The 20,441-nt window shown below is 73.1% G+C and carries 16 protein-coding genes; 8 read left to right on the top strand and 8 right to left on the bottom strand.

What is annotated here, in order from left to right; genetic code table 11:
- Positions 1 to 36 precede the first annotated feature (36 nt).
- Positions 37 to 1,476 carry a PTS transporter subunit EIIC gene (locus IW256_RS04200; RefSeq protein WP_197009682.1) on the top strand — a complete coding sequence of 480 codons (1,440 nt, stop codon included), beginning with the start codon at positions 37 to 39 and terminating at the stop codon, positions 1,474 to 1,476.
- Positions 1,477 to 1,699: 223 nt separating this feature from the next.
- A complete protein-coding gene (locus IW256_RS04195) occupies positions 1,700 to 2,293 on the top strand; it encodes an Rv3235 family protein (protein WP_197009681.1) in 594 nt (197 codons plus the stop codon).
- Between the two features lie 67 nt (positions 2,294 to 2,360).
- Here the strand turns inward: IW256_RS04195 and secA are convergent, their stop codons facing one another.
- The gene (gene secA / locus IW256_RS04190; RefSeq protein ID WP_197009680.1) at positions 2,361 to 5,231 is read right to left on the bottom strand and encodes a preprotein translocase subunit SecA; all 2,871 of its coding nucleotides are present in this window, start codon (positions 5,229 to 5,231) and stop codon (positions 2,361 to 2,363) included.
- 186 nt (positions 5,232 to 5,417) lie between these two features.
- On the opposite strand from secA, the gene IW256_RS04185 reads away from it, so the two are divergent.
- Entirely contained in the window at positions 5,418 to 5,756 is a 339-nt protein-coding gene (locus IW256_RS04185) for an HGxxPAAW family protein (RefSeq protein ID WP_197009679.1), read from the top strand.
- Between the two features lie 34 nt (positions 5,757 to 5,790).
- Here the strand turns inward: IW256_RS04185 and IW256_RS04180 are convergent, their stop codons facing one another.
- From IW256_RS04180 to mtrA, 7 genes are all read right to left on the bottom strand, one after another.
- The gene (locus IW256_RS04180) at positions 5,791 to 6,972 is read right to left on the bottom strand and encodes a winged helix-turn-helix domain-containing protein (RefSeq protein ID WP_307828731.1); all 1,182 of its coding nucleotides are present in this window, start codon (positions 6,970 to 6,972) and stop codon (positions 5,791 to 5,793) included.
- 145 nt (positions 6,973 to 7,117) lie between these two features.
- Complete coding sequence (locus IW256_RS04175) at positions 7,118 to 7,831, bottom strand: response regulator (protein ID WP_197009678.1); 714 nt, start codon at positions 7,829 to 7,831, stop codon at positions 7,118 to 7,120.
- 220 nt (positions 7,832 to 8,051) lie between these two features.
- Complete coding sequence (gene hpf, locus IW256_RS04170; protein ID WP_197009677.1) at positions 8,052 to 8,765, bottom strand: ribosome hibernation-promoting factor, HPF/YfiA family; 714 nt, start codon at positions 8,763 to 8,765, stop codon at positions 8,052 to 8,054.
- Between the two features lie 692 nt (positions 8,766 to 9,457).
- Positions 9,458 to 10,312 (bottom strand): ComF family protein, encoded by an 855-nt coding sequence (locus tag IW256_RS42045; protein ID WP_269217907.1) that lies wholly within the window; start codon positions 10,310 to 10,312, stop codon positions 9,458 to 9,460.
- Between the two features lie 66 nt (positions 10,313 to 10,378).
- Complete coding sequence (locus IW256_RS04160; RefSeq protein WP_197009676.1) at positions 10,379 to 12,145, bottom strand: LpqB family beta-propeller domain-containing protein; 1,767 nt, start codon at positions 12,143 to 12,145, stop codon at positions 10,379 to 10,381.
- A complete protein-coding gene (mtrB, locus tag IW256_RS04155; RefSeq protein WP_197009675.1) occupies positions 12,142 to 13,767 on the bottom strand; it encodes an MtrAB system histidine kinase MtrB in 1,626 nt (541 codons plus the stop codon). Before mtrB ends, IW256_RS04160 begins: the two co-directional genes overlap by 4 nt.
- 225 nt (positions 13,768 to 13,992) lie before the next feature.
- Positions 13,993 to 14,670, bottom strand: coding sequence for an MtrAB system response regulator MtrA (mtrA, locus tag IW256_RS04150; RefSeq protein WP_021598338.1), 678 nt, complete (start codon positions 14,668 to 14,670; stop codon positions 13,993 to 13,995).
- A 318-nt stretch (positions 14,671 to 14,988) separates the two neighbouring features.
- Between mtrA and IW256_RS04145 the strand changes: the two genes are divergently transcribed.
- From IW256_RS04145 to IW256_RS04125, 5 genes are read left to right on the top strand one after another with little or no spacing between them, the layout of a single operon-like run.
- On the top strand, positions 14,989 to 16,170 hold the full coding sequence (locus tag IW256_RS04145) for a hypothetical protein (RefSeq protein ID WP_231403649.1): 1,182 nt from the start codon (positions 14,989 to 14,991) through the stop codon (positions 16,168 to 16,170).
- Complete coding sequence (locus tag IW256_RS04140; RefSeq protein WP_231403648.1) at positions 16,170 to 16,874, top strand: DUF4129 domain-containing protein; 705 nt, start codon at positions 16,170 to 16,172, stop codon at positions 16,872 to 16,874. The genes IW256_RS04145 and IW256_RS04140 overlap by 1 nt, the downstream gene beginning before the upstream one ends.
- The gene (locus tag IW256_RS04135) at positions 16,868 to 18,079 is read left to right on the top strand and encodes a DUF4350 domain-containing protein (RefSeq protein ID WP_197009673.1); all 1,212 of its coding nucleotides are present in this window, start codon (positions 16,868 to 16,870) and stop codon (positions 18,077 to 18,079) included. The genes IW256_RS04140 and IW256_RS04135 overlap by 7 nt, the downstream gene beginning before the upstream one ends.
- A complete protein-coding gene (locus IW256_RS04130) occupies positions 18,076 to 19,101 on the top strand; it encodes an AAA family ATPase (RefSeq protein WP_197009672.1) in 1,026 nt (341 codons plus the stop codon). The genes IW256_RS04135 and IW256_RS04130 overlap by 4 nt, the downstream gene beginning before the upstream one ends.
- A gap of 36 nt (positions 19,102 to 19,137) precedes the next feature.
- Positions 19,138 to 20,430: a DUF58 domain-containing protein gene (locus IW256_RS04125; protein ID WP_197009671.1), complete on the top strand. Its 1,293-nt coding sequence runs from the start codon at positions 19,138 to 19,140 to the stop codon at positions 20,428 to 20,430.
- Positions 20,431 to 20,441: the final 11 nt, after the last annotated feature.

Raw genomic sequence — 20,441 nt, 5'->3', positions numbered from 1 at the left:
CCCCCGGCAACCCCCCGGTATTGGAGGAACCCCCTGATGAGTTCGACAACCGCGGCGGGCGGGACCGCCGCACCACGACGAGGATCGAGCGCCCTGGCCGTCCTGCAGCGCATCGGGCGCAGCCTCATGCTCCCGATCGCCGTCCTCCCGGCCGCCGCCCTGCTGCTGCGCCTGGGCCAGCCCGACATGCTGGGCGCGGACGGCCTGGGCTGGGACCGGGTCGCCGAGGTCGTCGGCGGCGCCGGCGACGCGCTGTTCAGCTGGCTGCCGCTGCTGTTCGCGGTCGGCGTGGCGATCGGCTTCGCCAAGAAGGCCGACGGCTCCACCGCCCTCGCCGCGGTGGTCGGATACCTGGTCTTCGACCGGGTCTCAAAGATCATCTTCTCGCACAGCGACGAGCTCAAGGGCCGGGTCCTCATCACCAAGGTGGTCGACGGGGCACCCTCGGAGGTCATCGACTGGGGCGCCAAGAACCCCACCGACGTCCTGGGCGGCATCCTCATCGGCGTCCTGACCGCCCTCCTCTACCAGCGGTTCTACCGGATCAAGCTGCCGACCTGGCTGGCCTTCTTCGGCGGGCGCCGGTTCGTGCCCATCATCACCGCGGTCGCCGCGCTCGCGCTCGGCGTCGTCATCGGCGTGGTCTGGCCGGTCTTCGGCGCCTGGCTCACCGACTTCGGCAACTGGATCACCGGTGCGGGCGCGGTCGGCGCCGGCGTGTACGGCGTGATCAACCGGCTGCTGCTGCCCTTCGGCCTGCACCACATCCCCAACTCCCTGATCTGGTTCGTGTTCGGTGACTTCCAGGGCGCCGACGGCGTGGTGCACGGCGAGATCAACCGCTACCTGGCCGGCGACCCCGACGCGGGCGGCTTCCTGGCCGGGTTCTTCCCCGTGCTGATGTTCGGCCTGCCCGGCGCGGCCCTGGCCATCTGGCGCGCGGCGCCCGCGCACCGGCGCCCGGCGGTGGGCGGCCTGATGATCTCCGCGGCGCTGACCGCGTTCGTCACCGGCGTCACCGAGCCGATCGAGTTCGCGTTCATGTTCGTCGCGCCGGTGCTGTACGCGGTGCACGTCGTGCTGACCGGCATCTCGATGGCGGTCCTGGAGGCCGCCGGAGCCCAGCTCGGCTTCGGGTTCTCGGCCGGCGGCATCGACCTGCTGCTCAACATGACCAAGGACAACACCAAGGGACTGCCGCTGATCCTGGGGCTCGGGGTGCTCTACTTCGTCCTCTATTACGTGATCTTCAAGTTCCTGATCGAGAGGTTCAACTTCGCCACCCCGGGCCGCGAGCCTGAAGGCGAGGAGTCGGTCGCGGCCGACCCCGCCGCGGCACCGGAACTGGCCGGCGCGACCAAGGGCGCCAAGGCGGGCGGGTCCGGCGCGTCCGACAAGCCCGGCGAGTCCGCCGGAGCCTCCGGTCCGGCCGGCGAGAAGGGCGGCACGGACGAGAAGGCGGCCCCCGGCACCTGACAGGCCACCCTCCCAGAGTCCTCCCTCTCCTCCGCTTCGGGAGGACTCGCTCCCAGAACGGCGGCGGGCACCGCGCACACGCGGCGTCCGCCGCCGTTTCGCGTGCGGTCCGGTGCGGGGAGGGCCACCCGGGACACGATCGGTGGCCGTATCCGGCCAGCACCGTATTTTCATGGATCTTTCACGCCTCTGGTGAACGTCGCCGACCCACCAGGAGGCCCTGATGCCCGAACGGCCCGGAGCCCAGCCCCGCAGAATCACCGCCCGCAGCGACCGTACGTTCCGCGCTGAGGCCGCCCGCGCCGCCGACCATCCCGGTCCCGGCGCCGGCCGCCGCGCGGGCCACGGCCACACGGTCGTCCGCCTCGTCCCGGACACCGGCGAGACCGGCGTGAACGGTTCGCTGGCCCTCGTTCCGCAGCCCGGACCCCCGCGGCGGCGCGGCACCCACCTGTCCGTGGCCGGCGGCCCGTCCCCGCCCCGGGAGGCGGCCGAGGCCACCGTCCGGCTCGTCATCGAGGTGCTCGCCGGGACGCGTCCCCCGCGGCACCTGGCCGGCAGGGCCGTTCCCGGCGTGTGGCGGGGCCTGGCGGCACACCAGCCGCAGCTGAGGGACAGGCTCGTCGCACCGCCCCGGATCCTGCGGACGTGGTCCCAGAGCCCCGCCCCGGGGACCGTGGAGACGGGCGCGGTGGTGGTCCTGAACGGCCGCGTCCACGCCCTGGCCCTGCGCCTGGACCTTCACCGGGGCCGCTGGCGGTGCACCGCCGTGGAGACCACGGTGCCCGCCGCACGCGGGCGCCGCACCCCCGCGTGAAACGACGGCCTCCCGGGATGTCCCAGGAGGCCGTCGTCACCGCTGGCGCGCCTTGACGCTACGGGCCCTACTTGTTGCGCGGGTCGCCGTGGCAGCGCTTGAACTTCTTGCCCGAGCCGCAGGGGCACGGGTCGTTGCGGGAGACACCGGCGTACTCGTCGGGCGCCTCCTCGCTGTGGTGCTCGACGCCGCCCTCACCGTCGACGGTCGGCGCGGAGTACTCCAGCTTCTTCGCGCGCTTGGGCTTCTCCAGGCCCTTGGCGTGGATGACGGGAGTCTCCTCCTCGGCCTCCGCCTCGGCCTCGGCCTCCGCCTCGGCGGCAGGGACGTCGTCGGCCGGAGCGGTCTTGGAGACCTCCACCGGCGCGGCGCCCACCGTCGGGGCCGCCGGCTGCTCCTCCACCTCGACCTCGAGGTTGAAGAGGTAGCCGACCGACTCCTCCTTGATGCCGTCGAGCATGGCGTTGAACATGTCGTAGCCCTCGCGCTGGTACTCCACCAGCGGGTCGCGCTGCGCCATGGCCCGCAGGCCGATGCCCTCCTGCAGGTAGTCCATCTCGTACAGGTGCTCGCGCCACTTGCGGTCGAGCACCGACAGGACGACGCGCCGCTCCAGCTCGCGCATGACCTCCGCGCCGAGCTCCTCCTCGCGGGCCTCGTAGGCGCTCTGCGCGTTCTCGCGGATCTTCTCGGCCAGCGTCTCGGCGTCCAGCCCGGAGATCTCGCCGCCGACCTCCTCGACCAGCTCGTCCACCGTCAGCGAGATCGGGTAGAGCTGCTTGAACGCCTTCCAGAGCTTGTCCAGGTCCCATTCCTCGGCGAAGCCCTCGCCGGTGGCGCCGGCCACGTAGCCGTCCACGACCTCGTCGATCATGTTGCGGACCTGCTCGTGCAGGTCGGCGCCCTCCAGCACCTTGCGGCGCTCGGCGTAGATGACCTGCCGCTGCCGGTTGAGCACCTCGTCGTACTTCAGGACGTTCTTGCGCATCTCGAAGTTCTGCTGCTCGACCTGGCTCTGCGCCGACCGGATCGCGTTGGACACGATCTTGGACTCGATCGGGACGTCGTCCGGGATGTTGAGCCTGGTCATGATCGACTCGACCCGGGCGGAGTTGAACAGCCGCATCAGGTCGTCCTCCAGCGACAGGTAGAACCGGGACTCGCCCGGGTCGCCCTGCCGGCCGGAACGGCCGCGCAGCTGGTTGTCGATGCGCCGCGACTCGTGCCGCTCGGTGCCCAGCACGTACAGGCCGCCCGCCTCGACGACGTCCTCGTGCTCGCCCTTGACGGCCTCCTTGGCCTTCTCCAGGGCCTCCGGCCAGGCGGCCTCGTACTCCTCGGGCGTCTCCAGCGGGGACAGGCCGCGCTGGTGCAGCTCCAGGTCGGCCCGGAAGTCGGGGTTGCCGCCGAGCATGATGTCGGTGCCACGGCCGGCCATGTTGGTCGCGACGGTGACCGCGCCCTTGCGGCCGGCTTCGGCCACGATCGCGCTCTCCTGCTCGTGGTGCTTGGCGTTCAGCACCTGGTGCGGGATGCCGCGCCGCTTGAGCATCCGGCTCAGCCGCTCGGACTTCTCCACCGACGTGGTGCCGACCAGGACCGGCTGGCCCTTCTCGTGCCGCTCGGCGATGTCGTCGACGCACGCCTCGAACTTGGCCTGCTCGGTCTTGTAGACCACGTCGGCGACGTCGTCGCGGACCATCGGCCTGTTGGTCGGGATCGGCACCACGTTGACCTTGTAGGTCTTGTTGAACTCGGCCGCCTCGGTCTGGGCGGTGCCGGTCATCCCGCTCAGGGTCGAGTAGAGCCGGAAGTAGTTCTGCAGCGTGATGGTGGCGAGCGTCTGGTTCTCGTCCTTGATGGCCACGCCCTCTTTGGCCTCGATGGCCTGGTGCATGCCCTCGTTGTAGCGCCGGCCGTGCAGGATGCGGCCGGTGAACTCGTCGACGATCAGGACCTCGCCGTTCATGACGACGTAGTCCTTGTCGCGCTTGTAGAGCTCCTTGGCCTTGAGCGCGTTGTTGAGGAAGCTCACCAGCGGCGTGTTGACCGAGTCGTAGAGGTTGTCGATGCCGAGCCAGTCCTCGACCTTCTCGACGCCGGACTCGGTGATGCCGACCGTGCGCTTCTTCTCGTTGACCTCGTAGTCGCCGGGGCCGTACTGGTCCACCTGACCGGCGGTGCTCACGAGCTCGGCCCGCTTCAGCCGCGGCACGATCTTGGCGAACTCCCCGTACCACTTGGAGTTCTGCTCGGCCGGGCCGGAGATGATCAGCGGGGTCCGGGCCTCGTCGATGAGGATGGAGTCGACCTCGTCGACGATGGCGAAGTTGTGCCCGCGCTGGACGCACTCCTCCAGGCTCCAGGCCATGTTGTCGCGCAGGTAGTCGAACCCGAACTCGTTGTTGGTGCCGTAGGTGATGTCGCAGTTGTAGGCCACGCGGCGCTCTTCAGGGGTCATCTGCGGGAGGATGACGCCGACCTCGAGGCCGAGGAACTGGTGCACGCGGCCCATCCACTCGGCGTCGCGCTTGGCCAGGTAGTCGTTGACCGTGACGACGTGCACGCCGTCGCCGGACAGGGCGTTGAGGTACGCCGGGAGCACACAGGTCAGGGTCTTGCCCTCACCGGTCTTCATCTCGGCGATGTGGCCCATGTGCAGCGCGGCGCCGCCCATGACCTGCACGTCGTAGTGGCGCTGGCCCAGCACCCTACGGGCGGCCTCGCGGGCGGTCGCGAACGCCTCGGGCAGCAGGTTGTCCAGGGACTCCCCGTCTGCGATCCGCTCCCGGTACTTCTCGGTCAGCTCGCGCAACTCGGCGTCGCTCATCTCGAGGAAGTCTTCCTCGATCGAGTTGACCTGATCCGCGAGCTTCTTGAGCTTGCGCAGGATTTTGCCCTCGCCCGCACGAAGGATCTTATCGATGACTGGCGGCACTCTCGGAGGCTCCTTGCAGATCGTGGGTCACCGCGCTCGGCGGTACGCACACCACACGTACGATGCCCATCGTAGGCGAGACCCAGAATGGTCTAGGTCACGTCGTGACGCAATCCACCGGGCGTCCTGTTTGACACGGCCTGTCCGAGGAATTCTGACAACTGCACATCCAAGGGAGGCGTCAACATGACCGAACAAGATCACGGCTCGCACGCCGGCCGGCCCGGCTCATGGGTGGCCGTGGCCGTCATGGTCACCGGATTCGTGGTCGGCGGTGTGGCGCTGTGCCTGGGGCCGGCCTGGATCATGTTCTGGGTCGGGGCCGGCATCGTCGCGCTCGGCTTCGTCGTGGGCGGGATCGTCCACATCTTCGCCGACGTCGTCGTGGACGCCCCCCGGGTGATCCCCGAGATCGTCGACTACTCGGTCTTCGGCCGCCACACCGACAAGCGCCGGGGCGGCCTCGCGGGCGAGACGCTGGACAAGCCCGTCCACACCGACACCCAGCGGACGCCCCACGGCTGAGCGTCCCCCGGGACGCAGAAAAACGGGCCGTCGCCTACTCGGGCGTGTCGAGCCTGAGCGCGCCGGCCAGTTCGGGTGGATCGATCCGATCCACCCGAACCGCGTCGCAGCCCACCCAGGACGCGGCCTGCCAGAGGGCGGCGCGCAGCGCGGCGGCGGCCTTCTCGGTGCGGGCCGGCGTCGCGGTCGCCCACGGCTCGAAGGACACCTGGCGGGCGACCAGGGTGCGGCCCTCCCGCGCCGGGTCGACCCGCCCCATGAGCCGGCCCCCGGCCAGCAGCGGCATGACGAAGTAGCCGTGGACCCGCTTGGCCTTCGGCACGTACGCCTCCAGCCGGTGGTCGAAGCCGAACACCCGCGACGTGCGCGCGCGGTCCCACACCAGGGAGTCGAACGGCGACAGCAGCGTCGTCGCGTGCCGCCCGCGCACCGGGGCGGCCAGCGCCTCGGGGTCGGCCCACGCGTCGTGGCGCCATCCCCGTACCCGCACGGGAACCAGCCCGGCCGCCTCCACCACCGCGTCGACCTGCTCGGCCTTGAGACGGTAGTAGTCGGCCAGGTCGGCGCGGGTGCCGACGGCCAGCGCCCGCCCGGCCTTGGCGACCAGCCCGGTCAGGCACTCGGCGTCGTCCGGCTCGCGGTCGAGCAACGCGGCCGGGACCGCCCGCTCGGCCAGGTCGTACACCCGGCGCCAGCCGATCCGGCGCACGCAGACGACCTCGCCGATGTCCAGCAGCCACTCGATCGCGATCTTGTGGTCGCTCCACTCCCACCAGTCGCCGCCCGCCTTGGCCCCGCCCAGCTCCTTGGTGGTGAGCGGGCCGTCGGCGTGGAGCCGCTTGAGGACGTCCTCGCACACGCCCTCGGGGACCTTGTGCCAGCGCCACCCGCGGCGCCGGTACGCCCTGCGGCGGAACTCGAAGAGGGGCCAGTCGGCGAGGGGCAGCACCGACGCCGCGTGCGCCCAGTACTCGAAGCCCGTGCCGTCGCCCCAGTAGGCGGCCTCGACCGCGTCCCGGCCCACCGGCCCGAGCCGGGCGTAGGGGACCAGCTCGTGCGAACGGGCCAGCACGGAGATCGTGTCGAGCTGGACGGCCCCGAGCGCGCCCAGCAGCCGCGGGACGCCGCCGCCGCGCCGGAACCCGGCCCCGAGCAGCCCCTGCGCCCGCAACTGGAGCCGCCGTACCTCGTCCGGGCCGAGTTCGATGTCGCTCACACGCCGATGCTAGGGCACGACACCGACAAAACCCCATAGCCGGTGACACGACCGCCGGGCGGCACCGCGGTTCCCGGGTCGCGGATCGACGCGGAGCCCAGGGCGCGGTTCGACGCGGAGCTCAGGGCGCGGTGCGACGTGGACCTCAGGTGATCTCGAGCAGCTTCTCGCGGACCGCGTAGACCACGGCCTCCATCCGCGAGTGCAGCTGGAGCTTCTCCAGGATGTTGCGGACGTGGTTCTTCACGGTGTTCTCGGAGATGAACAGCTCGCGGGCGATCTCCCGGTTGCCCAGGCCGCGGGCGACCAGCCGGAGCACCTCCATCTCCCGGTCGGTGAGGCGGGGGGCGGGGACCTGCTGGGTGCGCTCCTCGCTGCGCTTGGCCAGCACGGCGAACTCGGTGATCAGTTTGGAGGCCATCGAGGGGCTGATCAGCGACTGCCCGCCGTGCACGGCGCGCACCGCCTGGGGCACCTCGTCGATGGAGATCTCCTTGAGGAGGTAGCCGCTGGCCCCGGCCTTGATGGCCTCGAAGAGGTCCTCCTCCTCGTCGCTGATGGTCAGCATCACGATCTTGGCGCTGGGCGCCGCGTCCTTGATGGCCGTGCACGCCTCGATGCCGCTGCGGCGGGGCATCCGGATGTCCATGAGGACCACGTCGGGCAGCAGGTCGCCGGCCATCTGGACGGCCTCGTGGCCGTCCCCGCCCTCACCGATGACCTCGATGTCGTCCTCGGTCTGCAGGACCATCTCCAGGCCGCGGCGGAACAGCGCGTGGTCGTCCACGATCAGAACGCGGATGGGATCGGCGGGGCCCTCGCCCGCCGCGGTGTCGCCGGCGGCGGCTGGACGGGGCACCGCCGCGGCTCCGCGAGCCTGGGGATTCTCGCTCACCTGAGTCGCGGCGTGGAGGGTACGCCGCTTCCCCCCTTCACTGTCGCCTCCCGCGTCTCGCGGGGGTCAGCGCGGACGGGCGGGTCCGGGGCGGGGCCCCAGATCCGCCCGCTCGCGGCTTGCCGGGTGACGCCTTTTCTAGATCATGGCACGGTCCGGGCGGTGACGTGACGCACGGACCGCATCACTCCTCGACCAGGCGGATGACTCCGTAGTCCCAGCCTCTCCTCCTGTATACGACAGAAGGGTGGCCCGATGCCTTGTCCCTGAAGAGGAAGAAGTCGTGACCCACGAGTTCCATCTCGAAGAGGGCCTGCTCGATGCCCATCGGCTCGGCCTTGTGGAACTTCTCTCGGACGACGATGGGGCCGTCGCCCTCCATGGGGATCGGGACGAGATTCTCGTCCATCGCCGAGTCCACGGCCTCGTAGAGGTCGGCCTCGGCGTCCTCGGTGCCGGCACCGGCGGGAGCCTGCCGGGGCTTGGATCCGTTCTTGGACCCGTTCTTGGGTGACTGCGGCGCCGGGGCGGCGTCCGCGGTGGCGTCGGGCAGCGGCTCCATGGTGGCGAGCTTGGCCGGCGCCCGGCTGCCGTGGTGCACCTTCCTTCGGTCGCTGTCGCGGCGCAGCTTGGACTCCAGCTTGTCCAGCGCCAGGTCGAGGGCTCCGTACCGATCGTCGGCCGCCGCCTCGGCCCGGATCACCGGGCCGCGCGAGCGGATCGTCAGCTCGACCCGTTCCCGCTGGTCGGCCAGACGGGGATTGCGTTCCTGCGACACCTCCACGTCCACCCGCCTGACCTTGCTGTGAAGCCGCTCGATCTTGGCCAGCTTGGTGTCGACGTGCTGCCGGAACCTGTCGTTGACGTCGGTGTGACGGCCCCTCACGATGATGTCCACGCGGGACCCCCCTTCTCCCGATTGCGTTCCTGGTCCGCCCCGCCGTCATTGGCTTCTGGAGCGGACGTCACGACCTGATGGGGTCGCACCCGCCCGGCCGACCTGGTCTTCGTCCCCACATCCGCCTGCTGAGGGGCTCGCGGCGCTTTCGCCACTACTGCCCTTCTCCCGGTTCGGGGGATGTCGGATCCCCCGACGGGGCAGGACTTACCTCTAAGGCGCACCGTGATCGGTCGACGAGAAGTCGCCTTACGTGGGCCGTTTCGCCTGCGCCTGGCATCGGCTTGCCGGATCGCCTGCCATGCTCCTGACGAGCACTGCGATCCAGCGCAACCACGGACCCGGGCGGGTGCCATGCCAGGAACGCTAACCCCTTTAAGCCACTAATGTCAGGGGGGTCGGGCGAGGAAATACTCACGGACCGTCATCGGGACCGGCCTCCACCCCGTTCGCGGGCCCCTTCGCCGCCTCCCGCCGGGCCAGGGTCCGGAGCGTCCGCCCGAGGCCGGGAGATTCACGACGGCGCAGGTCATAGCTCTATGACGGCCCGGTGGGCCCGGTCGCGCCGTACCGCCACGCTCACCACGCGTGAACACCGGCGATGCGACCTTCACCACGTCTACGGACAAGCCGGACAAGCTCGCTACTTTATGTAACTATCCGCCCTCCATATCCGGTAGTACGAAAGGTTCTCACCACCGGCGCCGCCGGGGTGTCGCCGCCACCGTCGCGGCGGCCACCACCTCCGCGCCGGCCTCGCGCAGCGCCCGCCCCGCCTCCGCCAGCGTGGCCCCGGTGGTGATCACATCGTCGACCAGGACGATCCGCCGCCCCGCCACGCGCACGCCGGGGACCGTCTCCAGCGCGCCGGCCAGGTTGGCCGCGCGCTCGCCCGCCGACAGCCCCGCCTGGTCGGCCACCCGCCGCCGCTGCCGCAGCGCCGCAAGCCCCGGTGCGTCCCACCCGGCCGCCCGCAGGCACCGGACCGCCGCCACCGCCATCCGCCGCGTCGCGTCGTGCCCCCGCCGCCGTACCGCGGACCGCGCCGAAGGCACCGGGACCACGAACACGGGAGGCTCGCGCGCAAGCGCCGCACCCGACGAAGAACCGCCCGCACCCAACGAAGCGCCTGCCCCCGGCGGGTCGCGGCCCTCCAGGCCGCGCCCCCGCGTTCCGGGCGCGGCGCGGCCGGGGACGGTGACGGCGGCCTTCGCGGGCCCTGCAGGGGGCTGAGAGGGCCCCACGGCGGGCTGCACGTGGGCGATGGCCGCGTGGACGGCCTTGGCCAGGACCGCGCCCAGAGGGGCCGCCAGGGCCGTACGAGCGGACTCCTTGTGGGCGAGGATGACGGCGCGTACCGGCCCCTCGTACGCGGCGGCCGTCCAGGGGCGCGGCAGCCCCCGGGGCACGGGCTCGGGCCACGCGGGCCGGGGTGAGGACGCGGACAGCAGCGCCGAGCAGGACGCGCACAGGAGGTCGGTCGAGCGCCCGCAGCCCGCGCAGCTCTGCGGCAGGACCAGGTCGAGAAGGCCGGTGAGGAATCCCATGCGTCCACGATGGGGGGCGGGGCACGGCCCCGGAAGAGGTTCGCCGAACTGTGGATAACTCCGGGATCAGCGGGGATAGGTGGGGTCGGCCGCGGGGATGTTGCAGACCCACTCGCTGAACTGCTCGCGGGGCGTCCGCTGGCGGCAGACCTGCCTGGTGTGGGACGAACGGGTGCCGATCAGCACGGGCTCGTCGGGCGCCGCCGCGATCGACTGGGGGACGCCGAGGGACCCGCCGCCCAGCGAGCTGATCGTGCCGCCGCCGACCGGGACCAGGTAGGGCAGGGTCTGGGAGTCGAGGTTCTTGCGGCCCAGCACGGCCAGCGTGCCGTAGTCGCGCCAGGCCAGGTCGATGGCGCCGCCCAGTTCGGAGCTGACCGGCAGGAACGAGCCGACGTCGGTGCCGTCCTCGTGGACGATCCGGCCGAGCTGGACCTGGGCGCGGCCGTCGACGTTCACGATCGCGGCGGCCCGCACGCCGTCACGGGCGACGCGGAAGGCCAGCACCTCGCGCCCGCCCAGGCCCCAGTGCGCGACCCGGACGGGGGGACGGCCGCGGCGTTCGCGGACCCACAGCCAGGACTTGTCGTCGGTGGACTCCACCGTCCACAGGCGGCCGGCCCGGTCCCAGGACGGAGGGGTGAAGCGCGCCCCGCGGCGCGAGGCCTTCAGCAGGGTGCGGAGGTTGGCCGCGCCCGCGACCAGGTCGCCGGCGAGCAGCCGGTCGCCGGCGGGACTGAGCCCGGCGACCTCGACGAAGTCCGGTGCGACCGCGGGACGGGCCAGCCGCCCGCCGGTGCCGGTGGCCACCGGCTGCGGCTGGTCCCGCAGCAGCTGGCTCAGATGCCCGGCGGCCCCGATGACGTAGGCGGTCTGGTCGGACGGCGCGCCGTCGGGATCGTTGGCCTGCCAGGACCGGACCGGCTGGGTGCTGGGCGTGCCCGCAGGCGCGACCGTCTCCCCGTCGATCCGCAGGCGCCACTGCTTGATGTCGGGCAGCTGCCGCAGCGTCCAGCTGAGCTGGGCCGACATGCGTTCCAGGCTGCCCGCGCGGGCCTCCCGGGTCAGGTCGACGGTGGCGACGTCCTGGCTGACCGTGACGCCCCGGCCGCGCAGCCGGGTGCGGGGCGGGAAGGCGCTGTCGACCGCCGGTTCGAGCCAGGAGGTGGGGCCGTCCAGCAGCGCCCGGACCAGGTGGGCGGGCAGGTCCTGCCGGTTGACCATCGGCAGGAAGATCCCGTTCGGCACGAGGGTGCGGCGGTCGGGGGCGAAGAAGAACAGGTTCGCGGGGCGGAAGGCGCGGTCCACGTCGCTCTTGGTCAGCAGCAGCCCGTTCTGCACCTCGGCGGGCAGGCCGGTCACCCGCCACGTCCCGTGCGGGGTCCGGCCGAGCTGGAAGGTCACCTCGACCGGCTTGGGGTCGGCGGTGTACTGGCCGCTCGGGTCGATCGTGCCGAGCCGCTGCCCGCGTACCCGGACGGTGGCGACGGTGGCGGCCTCCCTGACGACCTCGGGTTCCTGCCGGTCCTGCAGGACGGTCACGGCGGGACGGGCGCCCGGACGCCACAGGGTGGAGCCGGAGAGGTAGTCGCGGGCGACGGCGTGGCCGTCGTCGAAGCTGGCGCAGGCGGCCAGGAACCCCGACACGATCTGGCCCGGGCCCCACTCGGGGCGCGGCCGGACCGGGACCAGCCGGACGTACGGGTGGTCGGCCTGGTCGGAGCCCTCGGCGGGCCGTCCGGAGATGACCCTGCCGCCGCTGGGAACGCTGGCGCAGCCGCCGAGGAACAGCGCGGCCGCCGCGGCGGCGCACACCGCCTTCCGCCAGGTCACTCCCCGGCCTCCAGTTCCGCGAACAGGGGGCGGGGGCTGCCCGCGCCGGGCGGCACCAGCGGAAGCGGGGAGCCGCGCAGCTCGGCACCGGCCACCCGGGGCAGCGAGAGGCGGAACTGCGAGCCCGCGCCCGGCTCCCCCCATGCCTGGAGCCAGCCGCCGTGCAGCTGGGCGTCCTCCCGGGAGATGGACAGGCCGAGGCCGGTGCCGCCGGTCGTCCGCGCGCGGGCGGGGTCGGCGCGCCAGAAGCGGTCGAAGACCATCTGCCCCTCTCCGGCCTTCAGGCCCACGCCGTGGTCGCGCACCGCCACGGCCACCGCGTCCCGGTCGGCCGCGACCGACACGACGATGTCCTCGCCCTCGCCGTGCTCGACGGCGTTGACCAGCAGGTTGCGCATGATCCGCTCGACGCGGCGGCGGTCGACCTCGGCCATGCAGGGCTCGCCCGGCAGCTGGAACACCACCTTGCTGCCCTTGCGCTCGGCGAGGTTCTGGATGTCGCCCACCGCGCGCAGCACCAGGTCGCGCATGTCCAGGGACTCGGCGTCCAGGGTGGCCGCGCCCGCGTCGTGCCGGCTGATCTCCAGCAGGTCGGCCAGCAGCGACTCGAACCGCTCCAGCTGGCTCTGCAGCAGCTCCGCGGAACGGCCGACGGCCGGGTCGGAGAACGTGTCGCGGTACTCGTAGAGCATGTCGGCCGCGATCCGGATCGTGGTGAGCGGGGTGCGCAGCTCGTGCGAGACGTCCGACACGAACTGCCGCTGCACCTGGGACAGGTCCTCCAGCTCGCCGATCTTCTCCTGGAGGTTGGCGGCCATCTCGTTGAACGAGCGTGCCAGGCGGGCCAGGTCGTCCTCGCCGCGGACCCGCATCCGCTCCTCCAGCCGCCCGGCGGCCAGCCGCTGGGCGCCCTGCGCGGCGAGCCGTACCGGGATCACCACCTGGCGGGTGACCAGCGAGGCGATCGCGGCCAGGAGCAGGACCAGCACCGCGCCGACGCCGACCAGCGAGCGGCCCACGAACGTCAGGGTGCGCTGCTCCTCGGTGAGCGGGAAGAGGTAGTAGAGCTCGAACTGCCCGGCCTTGCCGCCGACGATCAGGCCGGGCTCGGAGGCGCGGCCGATATAGGACAGCTTGCCGAACGTGTAGTTGCGCGCCCCGGCGGGCCCCTTGCCCAGCTCGTCGCGCAGCCGCTGCGGGACGCTCTCCTCCCGCAGCTCGTTGGTGGCGAACCCGTCGAACGAGGGCTCCCGGACGTCGCGGATGTAGACCTCGTACAGCCCGGAGGGGCCGCTGCGCGCCTTGAGGCCGTTGACCACGCCCTCCAGCCGCCCGGCGGCGTCTTCGGAGGGGTTGCCCAGGTCGCGCTGCACCGCGCCCAGCCCCTCGTCGAGCTGGAGCCGGGCCGCCTTGATCTTGCCGTCCATCAGGGCCGTGGTGATCTGCTGCATGAGGAACAGCCCGAGGATCGCGACCACGATGGCCGAGATGAACAGGGTCGAGGTGACCACCCGTACCTGGATGGAACGGCGCCACCGCGTGTAGGCATGGCGGACCGCGCCGCGCACCACCCGGCGTACCGTGCCGAGCCCGCGGCGGGCGAGCCGCTTGACCCTGTTCATCGCCCCGTGTTCATAGAACCGTGCTCATCACCGTCGTCGCGCCGTGGTCGTCCTGCCTTGCGCATCGTGTGCTGTTCGTCGCGTTCCGCTCTCCGCCGGCGCCCCTGCCCGGGGCTGCTCCAGGGAGGCGGAACGTCCTGCTCGGATCCCGGTCCCGCCGGGACCGGGTCACTCGTCACTCTCGGGGGGCCGGGTCACCCTTCGCCGGGCCGCCCGGTCACCGGGTCAGGCCGGGCCGGCCTTGTAGCCGACCCCGCGTACGGTCACCACGATCTCCGGCCGCTCCGGGTCCTTCTCGATCTTGGCTCTCAGCCGCTGCACGTGGACGTTCACCAGCCGGGTGTCGGCCGCGTGCCGGTATCCCCACACCTGCTCCAGCAGGACCTCGCGGGTGAACACCTGGCGCGGCTTGCGGGCCAGCGCCACCAGCAGGTCGAACTCCAGCGGGGTGAGCGGGATGTGCCGGTCACCGCGCTTGACCGAGTGGCCGGCCACGTCGATGGTGATGTCGCCGATCTGGAGCGTCTCGGGAGCGGGCTCGTCGGTGCGGCGCAGCCGCGCCCGCACCCGGGCCACCAGCTCCTTGGGCTTGAACGGCTTGACGATATAGTCGTCGGCGCCCGACTCCAGGCCGAGCACCACGTCCACCGTGTCGCTCTTGGCCGTGAGCATGACGATCGGGACGCCGGACTCGGCGCGGATCTGGCGGCAGACGTCGATGCCGTCGGCACCGGGGAGCATCAGGTCCAGCAGCACGAGGTCGGGCCGGGTCTCCCGGAACGCCTCGAGCGCCTTGTCGCCGTCGTGCACGAACGACGGCTCGAAACCCTCGCCCCTCAGCACGATGCCGAGCATCTCGGCGAGAGCGAGGTCGTCGTCGACGACCAGTACGCGTCCTCTCATGGCCCTCATCGTCACAAAGTCGGGGTTCGGTGAAGTGCGTGGAAAGCGAAGACACACCTTGGCGAGCCAGGTTACCCGCGTTTGGTTCGTCCATGGCCCGCTCGTCGCTCTTCGGCGCCGTCCGGCCACGCCGCGGCCGGACGTGGCCTCGCTCCGAAGGCCGGATTCTAGGCGGTGTCTCCCAGTCCCGGCCCACGGCGCTCGCCTGGCGGCTCGCGCCTGACCGCCCCGGTCGGCGGCCCGGCCTCGCGGGTCGGGCATTCACGGCACCCCGCCCGTGACAGGATGACCCGACGAGTCGTCGCACGGGGAGCGGAGATGCCGAGACCGGACGGTTGGGACGCGCGTGCCGTCCCGGGCGGTGCCGCGGTCACGGAGGGCACCGCCGCCGATACGGAGAGCACCGCCCCCGGAACCGCCGCGGGCACGGCCGCCGATACGGAGCGGGGCGCGGAGGCGCCGCTCACCCTGGACGGCGGGGCGGGAGGCGAGATCCCGTTCCGGCCGCTGTCGATCTCGGAGATGCTGGACGGCGCCATCGCCTGCGTCCGCCTGTACCCGCGCGCCGTCCTGGTCCCGTCGGTGGCGGTGACCGCGGTGATCCAGGTCACGGTCTCGGTGGCGGCGTACTTCTTCGTCGGCCGGACGGCGCGCAACGAGATCACCCCGGACTGGATGGTCCGTTCCGTCGGCACCCAGTTCACCCTGGGCGTCTTCGGGCTGGTGCTGTCGGCGCTGGGGATCGTGCTGCTGGCCGGGCTGCTCGGCCCGGTGGTGGGCCGCGGGCTGTTCGGGCTGCCCGTCTCGCTGCGCGGCGCCTGGCGGGACCTGCGGCCGCGGCTGGGGCGGCTGGCCGCCGTCGGCGCCCTGGTCACGTTCGTGCCGCTGCTCGGGCTGGCGCTGCCGGTGCTGCCGTTCGTCGTGTTCATCGCGGCCGACGTCCATCCGGCGGCGAGCCTGCTGGCCGGTCTCGCGGGCTTCCCCGCGGGGGCGGCGCTCATGGTGTGGCTGTACGTGCTGCTGGTGCCGGCGGCCCCGGCCCTGGTCATGGAACGCGAGAGCGTCGGCGGCGCCCTGCGGCGCGCCCGGAGGCTCTCCGCCGGACGCTGGTGGCGCACCTTCGGCACGCTGCTGCTGGCCATCATGATCACCGTGTTCATGGGCCTGTTCGCGCTGCGGATCCCGTTCCTGCTGGCCGAGCTGATCTTCTTCGGGGACGGTGGCGGGCAGAGCAAGGAGGCGCTGCTGGCCCTCGCCCTGGACACCGCCGGCCGCATCGTCAGCTGGTCGGTGGTGCTCCCGTTCGACGCGGGCGTCATCGTCCTGCTCTACATGGACCGCCGGATGCGGCGCGAGGGCTTCGACCTGGAGCTGCGCACACGCGTCCACGAGGGCCCGGTAACCGGGGACGGCGGCGGCGCCGACGCCTTCTTCGCTCACTGGCGGCCCGATCCGGCCGATCCCGCCGTCCCGCCGCACGGATCGGGGACGATGCCGTGATGACCGAGCCGATCGGCCGCGACGAGGCCCGCGAGCAGGCCCGCCGCGAGCTGGAGGACCCGATCTACCACCGCGACCGGCCGTCCTGGCTGGAACGCTTCCTGGACCGGCTGGGCGACTGGCTGCGCGACCTGACCGACCGCGGCGTCGACCCCACCGCGCACGGCAACGGCGGCGGCTGGATCTCGCTGATCGTCGTCCTGCTCCTGCTGGCCGCCGCGATCGCGCTGGTCGCCTGGCTCATGTGGGGGCGGCACAACACCCGTTCGCGGCGCCCGGCGCTGCTGGAGGAGAAGCCGACCACCGCACGGGAGCACCGGACCGCCGCCGAGGAGTACGCCGCGGCCGGCGACTGGGCCCGGGCGATCCGCGAACGGCTCCGTTCCATAGCCCGCGACCTGGAGGAACGCGCCGTGCTCACGCCCGAGCCCGGCCGCACCGCCGACGAGCTGGCCGCCGAGGCGGGCCGCGCCCTGCCCGGGCTGGCCGGCGACCTGCGCGAGGGTGTGCGGATCTTCGACGACGTCTGGTACGGCGACCGGCCGGGCAGCGCGGAGGCGTACGCGACGATGACCGGCCTCGACGAACGGGTGCGCGCCGCCCGGCCGCGTCCCCTCGGCGACGACGGCGGCGCCGGGCCGGAACCGGACGCCGCGGCGGCCGGGGCCGTGACCGGACCCGCCGGGGAGGACGCGCGATGGTGACCGGTACCGGCCCGCCGCCCGCGGCGGCTCCCCCGGCGGGCGGCACCCCGACCGCGGGCCAGGTGGCCTCGCGCCGCTGGCGGGCCTCCCGCGGCGTCCTGGCCACCCTGCTCGCCGTCGTCGCGCTGGCGCTCGGCCTGGCCGCGCTGCAGCCGTCCACCACCGACCAGGACCTCGACCCCGAGTCCCCCGGCCCCGGCGGCACCCGGGCGCTCGCCAAGCTCCTCGAACGGCGCGGCGTCCCGTTCTACCTGGCCCGGAGCGCCGGCGACGCCGCCGGCCACGACGCGCCCGGCGGCACGATGGTGATCACCCGTCCGGAGCGGCTCACCGACCGCGACCTGGCCCTGATCAGGGGCGGCCGGACCGACCTGGTGCTGGTGGATCCGCCCCGGGACGTCCTGGCGGCGCTGGCCCCCGGCGTCCGGCGGGCCGGCACCAGCTTCGAGGAGAGCGACGTCCCGGACTGCCCCCTGCGGGCCGCGGTCCTGGCCGGCTCCGTCCGGTTCGAACGCTCCGAGACCTACGAGGTCCCGCCCGGCGCCACCGGCTGCTACCGGGCCGGCGGGCTCGCCAGGCTCGTCCAGCTCCGGAACGGCGAGAGCACCGTCACGGTGCTCGGCTCGGCGGTGCCGCTCACCAACCAGCGGCTGGCCGAGGACGGCAACGCCGCGCTCGGCATGAACCTGGCGGACTCCCCCGTCTCGATCACCTGGCTGGCCCCGGACCTGCCCGCGACCGACGGCGGCGGCGGCAACGAGGAGCGTTCCCTGGGCGACCTGCTGCCGTTCGGGGTCAAGCTCTTCTTCCTGGAACTGCTGGTCGCCGTCGTGCTGGTCGCGCTGTGGCGGGCCCGCCGCCTCGGCCCGGTGGTGGCCGAACGGCTCCCGGTGGTCGTCCGTTCCGCGGAGGCCGTGGAGGGCCGCGCCCGCCTGTACCGGGCGCACCGGGCCAGGGACCGCGCCGCCGACGCGCTCCGGTCCGGGGCGCTGGAACGGCTCGTCCCGCTGCTCGGCCTGCCGCGCAGCGCGGCCCAGGACCCCGCGGCGGCCCGCGAGATCGTCACCGCCGTCGCGCAGCGGACCACCCACGACGAGGGGATGGTCTGGACGGCCCTGTACGGTCCGGAACCGGCGGACGACGGGCAGCTCGTCGGGCTCACCGACCTTCTCGACGACCTGGAAAGGCAGGTACGCCACTCGTGAACCACCCTGTTGAGCTCGGCAAGGACGGCGGGACGCCGGCCGGCGCCGGGCCGTCCGACGGCGACGCGGCCACGCGATCGGAGACCGCCCGGGCCGCGCTCACCGCGTTGCGCGGCGAGGTCGGCAAGACGGTGGTCGGCCAGGACTCGGTGGTGACCGGCCTGGTCATCTCGCTCCTGTGCCGCGGCCACGTACTGCTGGAAGGAGTCCCCGGAACGGCCAAGACGCTCCTGATCCGCACCCTGTCCCGCGCGCTGGCGCTGGACTTCAAGCGGGTGCAGTTCACCCCCGACCTGATGCCCGGCGACGTCACCGGCTCTCTGATCTACGACAACCGGACCGCGGAGTTCGAGTTCCGCGAGGGCCCGGTGTTCACCAACCTGCTGCTCGCCGACGAGATCAACCGCACGCCGCCCAAGACCCAGGCGTCGCTGCTGGAGGCGATGGAGGAGCGCCAGGTGTCGGTCGAGGGGATGCCCCGGGCGCTGCCCGACCCGTTCATCGTGTGCGCCACCCAGAACCCGGTCGAGTACGAGGGCACCTACCCGCTGCCGGAGGCCCAGCTCGACCGGTTCCTGCTGAAGCTGAACGTCCCGGTGCCCGGCCGGGACGAGGAGATCGCGATGCTCCAGCGGCACGCCGCCGGGTTCGACCCGCGCGACCTGTCGGAGGTGCGGCCGGTCGCCGGGGCCGCCGAGCTGGCCGCGGGCCGCGCCGCCGTCCGCACCGTCCACCTGGACCCCAAGGTCGCCGCCTACGTCGTGGACCTGTGCCGGGCCACCCGGCAGTCCCCGTCCCTGGCGCTGGGCGTGTCGCCGCGCGGCGCCACCGCGCTGCTGGCGACCTCGCGCGCCTGGGCGTGGATGTCCGGGCGCGACTACGTGACCCCCGACGACGTCAAGGCGCTGGCCCGCCCCACGCTGCGGCACCGCGTCCAGCTGCGTCCGGAGGCCGAGCTGGAGGGCGCCACCGCCGACGGCGTCCTGGAGGGCATCCTGTCCCATGTCCCCGCGCCCCGCTGACGTGACCGCGCCTGCGCGGCCCGCCGGGAGGCCCGCATGGCGCTGACCGGACGCCTCGGGCTGCTGGCCGCGCTCGGCGCCCTCGTGCCGATCCTCCTGCCGAGCTGGTGGACGCTGCTGGGCCTGTGGGCGGTGCTCGTCCTCGGGGTGGCGGCCGATCTGGCGCTGGCGGGCAACGTCCGGGCGCTGCGCCTGCACCGCGACGGCGACACCAACGTGCGGCTCGGCGAGACCGCGCGGGTCGCGCTGATCGTGGAGAACCTCGGCCGCCGCCGGGTGAAGGCCGTCGTCCGCGACGTGTGGCCGCCCAGCGCCGGGGTCACGCCCCGTACGGTCACCGTGGACGTGCCCGCCGGCGAGCGCCGCCGCGCGGACTTCACGCTGGTGCCGGCCAGGCGCGGGGACCGCCGGGCGGTGACGGTCACGATCCGCTCGGCCGGCCCGCTCGGCCTGGCGGCCCGGCAGCTGTCCCGTCCGGCGCCGTGGACGGTCCGGGTGCTGCCCGCCTTCCCGTCCCGCCGCCACCTGCCCGCCAAGCTCTCCAAGCTGCGCCAGCTGACCGGCCAGAACGTGGCGCTCGTCCGCGGCCAGGGCACCGAGTTCGACTCGCTGCGGGAGTACGTGGACGGCGACGACGTCCGCTCCATCGACTGGCGCGCCACCGCGCGCCGCGCCGACGTGGTCGTCCGCACCTGGCGGCCCGAGCGCGACCGGCGGCTCCTCCTGGTCCTGGACACCGGCCGTACGTCCGCGGGCCGGGTCGGCGACATCCCCCGGCTGGACTGCTCGATGGACGCGGCCCTGCTGCTGGGCGCCCTGGCCTCCCGCGCCGGCGACCGCGTCGACCTGCTCGCCTACGACCGCCGGGTCCGCGCCCGCGTGGAGGGCGCGTCCCGTACCGACCTGCTCCCCGCGATGGTCCAGGCGCTGGCGCCGCTGGAGCCCGAGCTGATCGAGTGCGACGCGGCGGGCATGGTGTCCACCCTCATGGCGCGGGTGCGGCAGCGCTGCCTGATCGTGCTGCTGACCGAGCTCAACACCGCCGCGCTCGAAGAGGGCCTGCTGCCCCTCCTCCCCCAGCTCACCGCCCGCCACCTGGTCGTGCTCGCCGCCGTCGGCGACCCCCGGGTGGGCGAGATGGCCGGGGCGCGCGGCGACCTGGCGGCCGTCTACGACGCCGCCGCGGCCGAACGCGCCCGCGCCGAGCGCCGCCGCCTGACCGCCGAGCTGCGCGCCCACGGCGTCGAGGTGGTCGACGCCCCGCCGGACGAGATCGCCCCCGCCCTCGCCGACGCGTACCTGGCCCTCAAGGCCGCCGGACGCCTCTGACCCGTTCCCCC

The organism is Actinomadura viridis, assembly GCF_015751755.1.
In the GTDB taxonomy this organism is placed as follows: Bacteria; Actinomycetota; Actinomycetes; order Streptosporangiales; family Streptosporangiaceae; genus Spirillospora; species Spirillospora viridis.
This window is presented reverse-complemented; position numbering and strand designations above follow the sequence as displayed.

Excerpts from the sequence above, each read along its gene's own strand:
- IW256_RS04200 (WP_197009682.1), top strand. The coding sequence starts at position 37 with ATGAGTTCGACAACCGCGGCGGGCGGGACCGCCGCACCACGACGAGGA.
- IW256_RS04195 (WP_197009681.1), top strand. The coding sequence starts at position 1,700 with ATGCCCGAACGGCCCGGAGCCCAGCCCCGCAGAATCACCGCCCGCAGC.
- IW256_RS04185 (WP_197009679.1), top strand. The coding sequence starts at position 5,418 with ATGACCGAACAAGATCACGGCTCGCACGCCGGCCGGCCCGGCTCATGG.
- IW256_RS42045 (WP_269217907.1), bottom strand. The coding sequence starts at position 10,312 with ATGGGATTCCTCACCGGCCTTCTCGACCTGGTCCTGCCGCAGAGCTGC.
- mtrB (WP_197009675.1), bottom strand. The coding sequence starts at position 13,767 with ATGAACAGGGTCAAGCGGCTCGCCCGCCGCGGGCTCGGCACGGTACGC.
- mtrA (WP_021598338.1), bottom strand. The coding sequence starts at position 14,670 with ATGAGAGGACGCGTACTGGTCGTCGACGACGACCTCGCTCTCGCCGAG.
- IW256_RS04145 (WP_231403649.1), top strand. The coding sequence starts at position 14,989 with ATGCCGAGACCGGACGGTTGGGACGCGCGTGCCGTCCCGGGCGGTGCC.
- IW256_RS04140 (WP_231403648.1), top strand. The coding sequence starts at position 16,170 with ATGACCGAGCCGATCGGCCGCGACGAGGCCCGCGAGCAGGCCCGCCGC.
- IW256_RS04135 (WP_197009673.1), top strand. The coding sequence starts at position 16,868 with ATGGTGACCGGTACCGGCCCGCCGCCCGCGGCGGCTCCCCCGGCGGGC.
- IW256_RS04125 (WP_197009671.1), top strand. The coding sequence starts at position 19,138 with ATGGCGCTGACCGGACGCCTCGGGCTGCTGGCCGCGCTCGGCGCCCTC.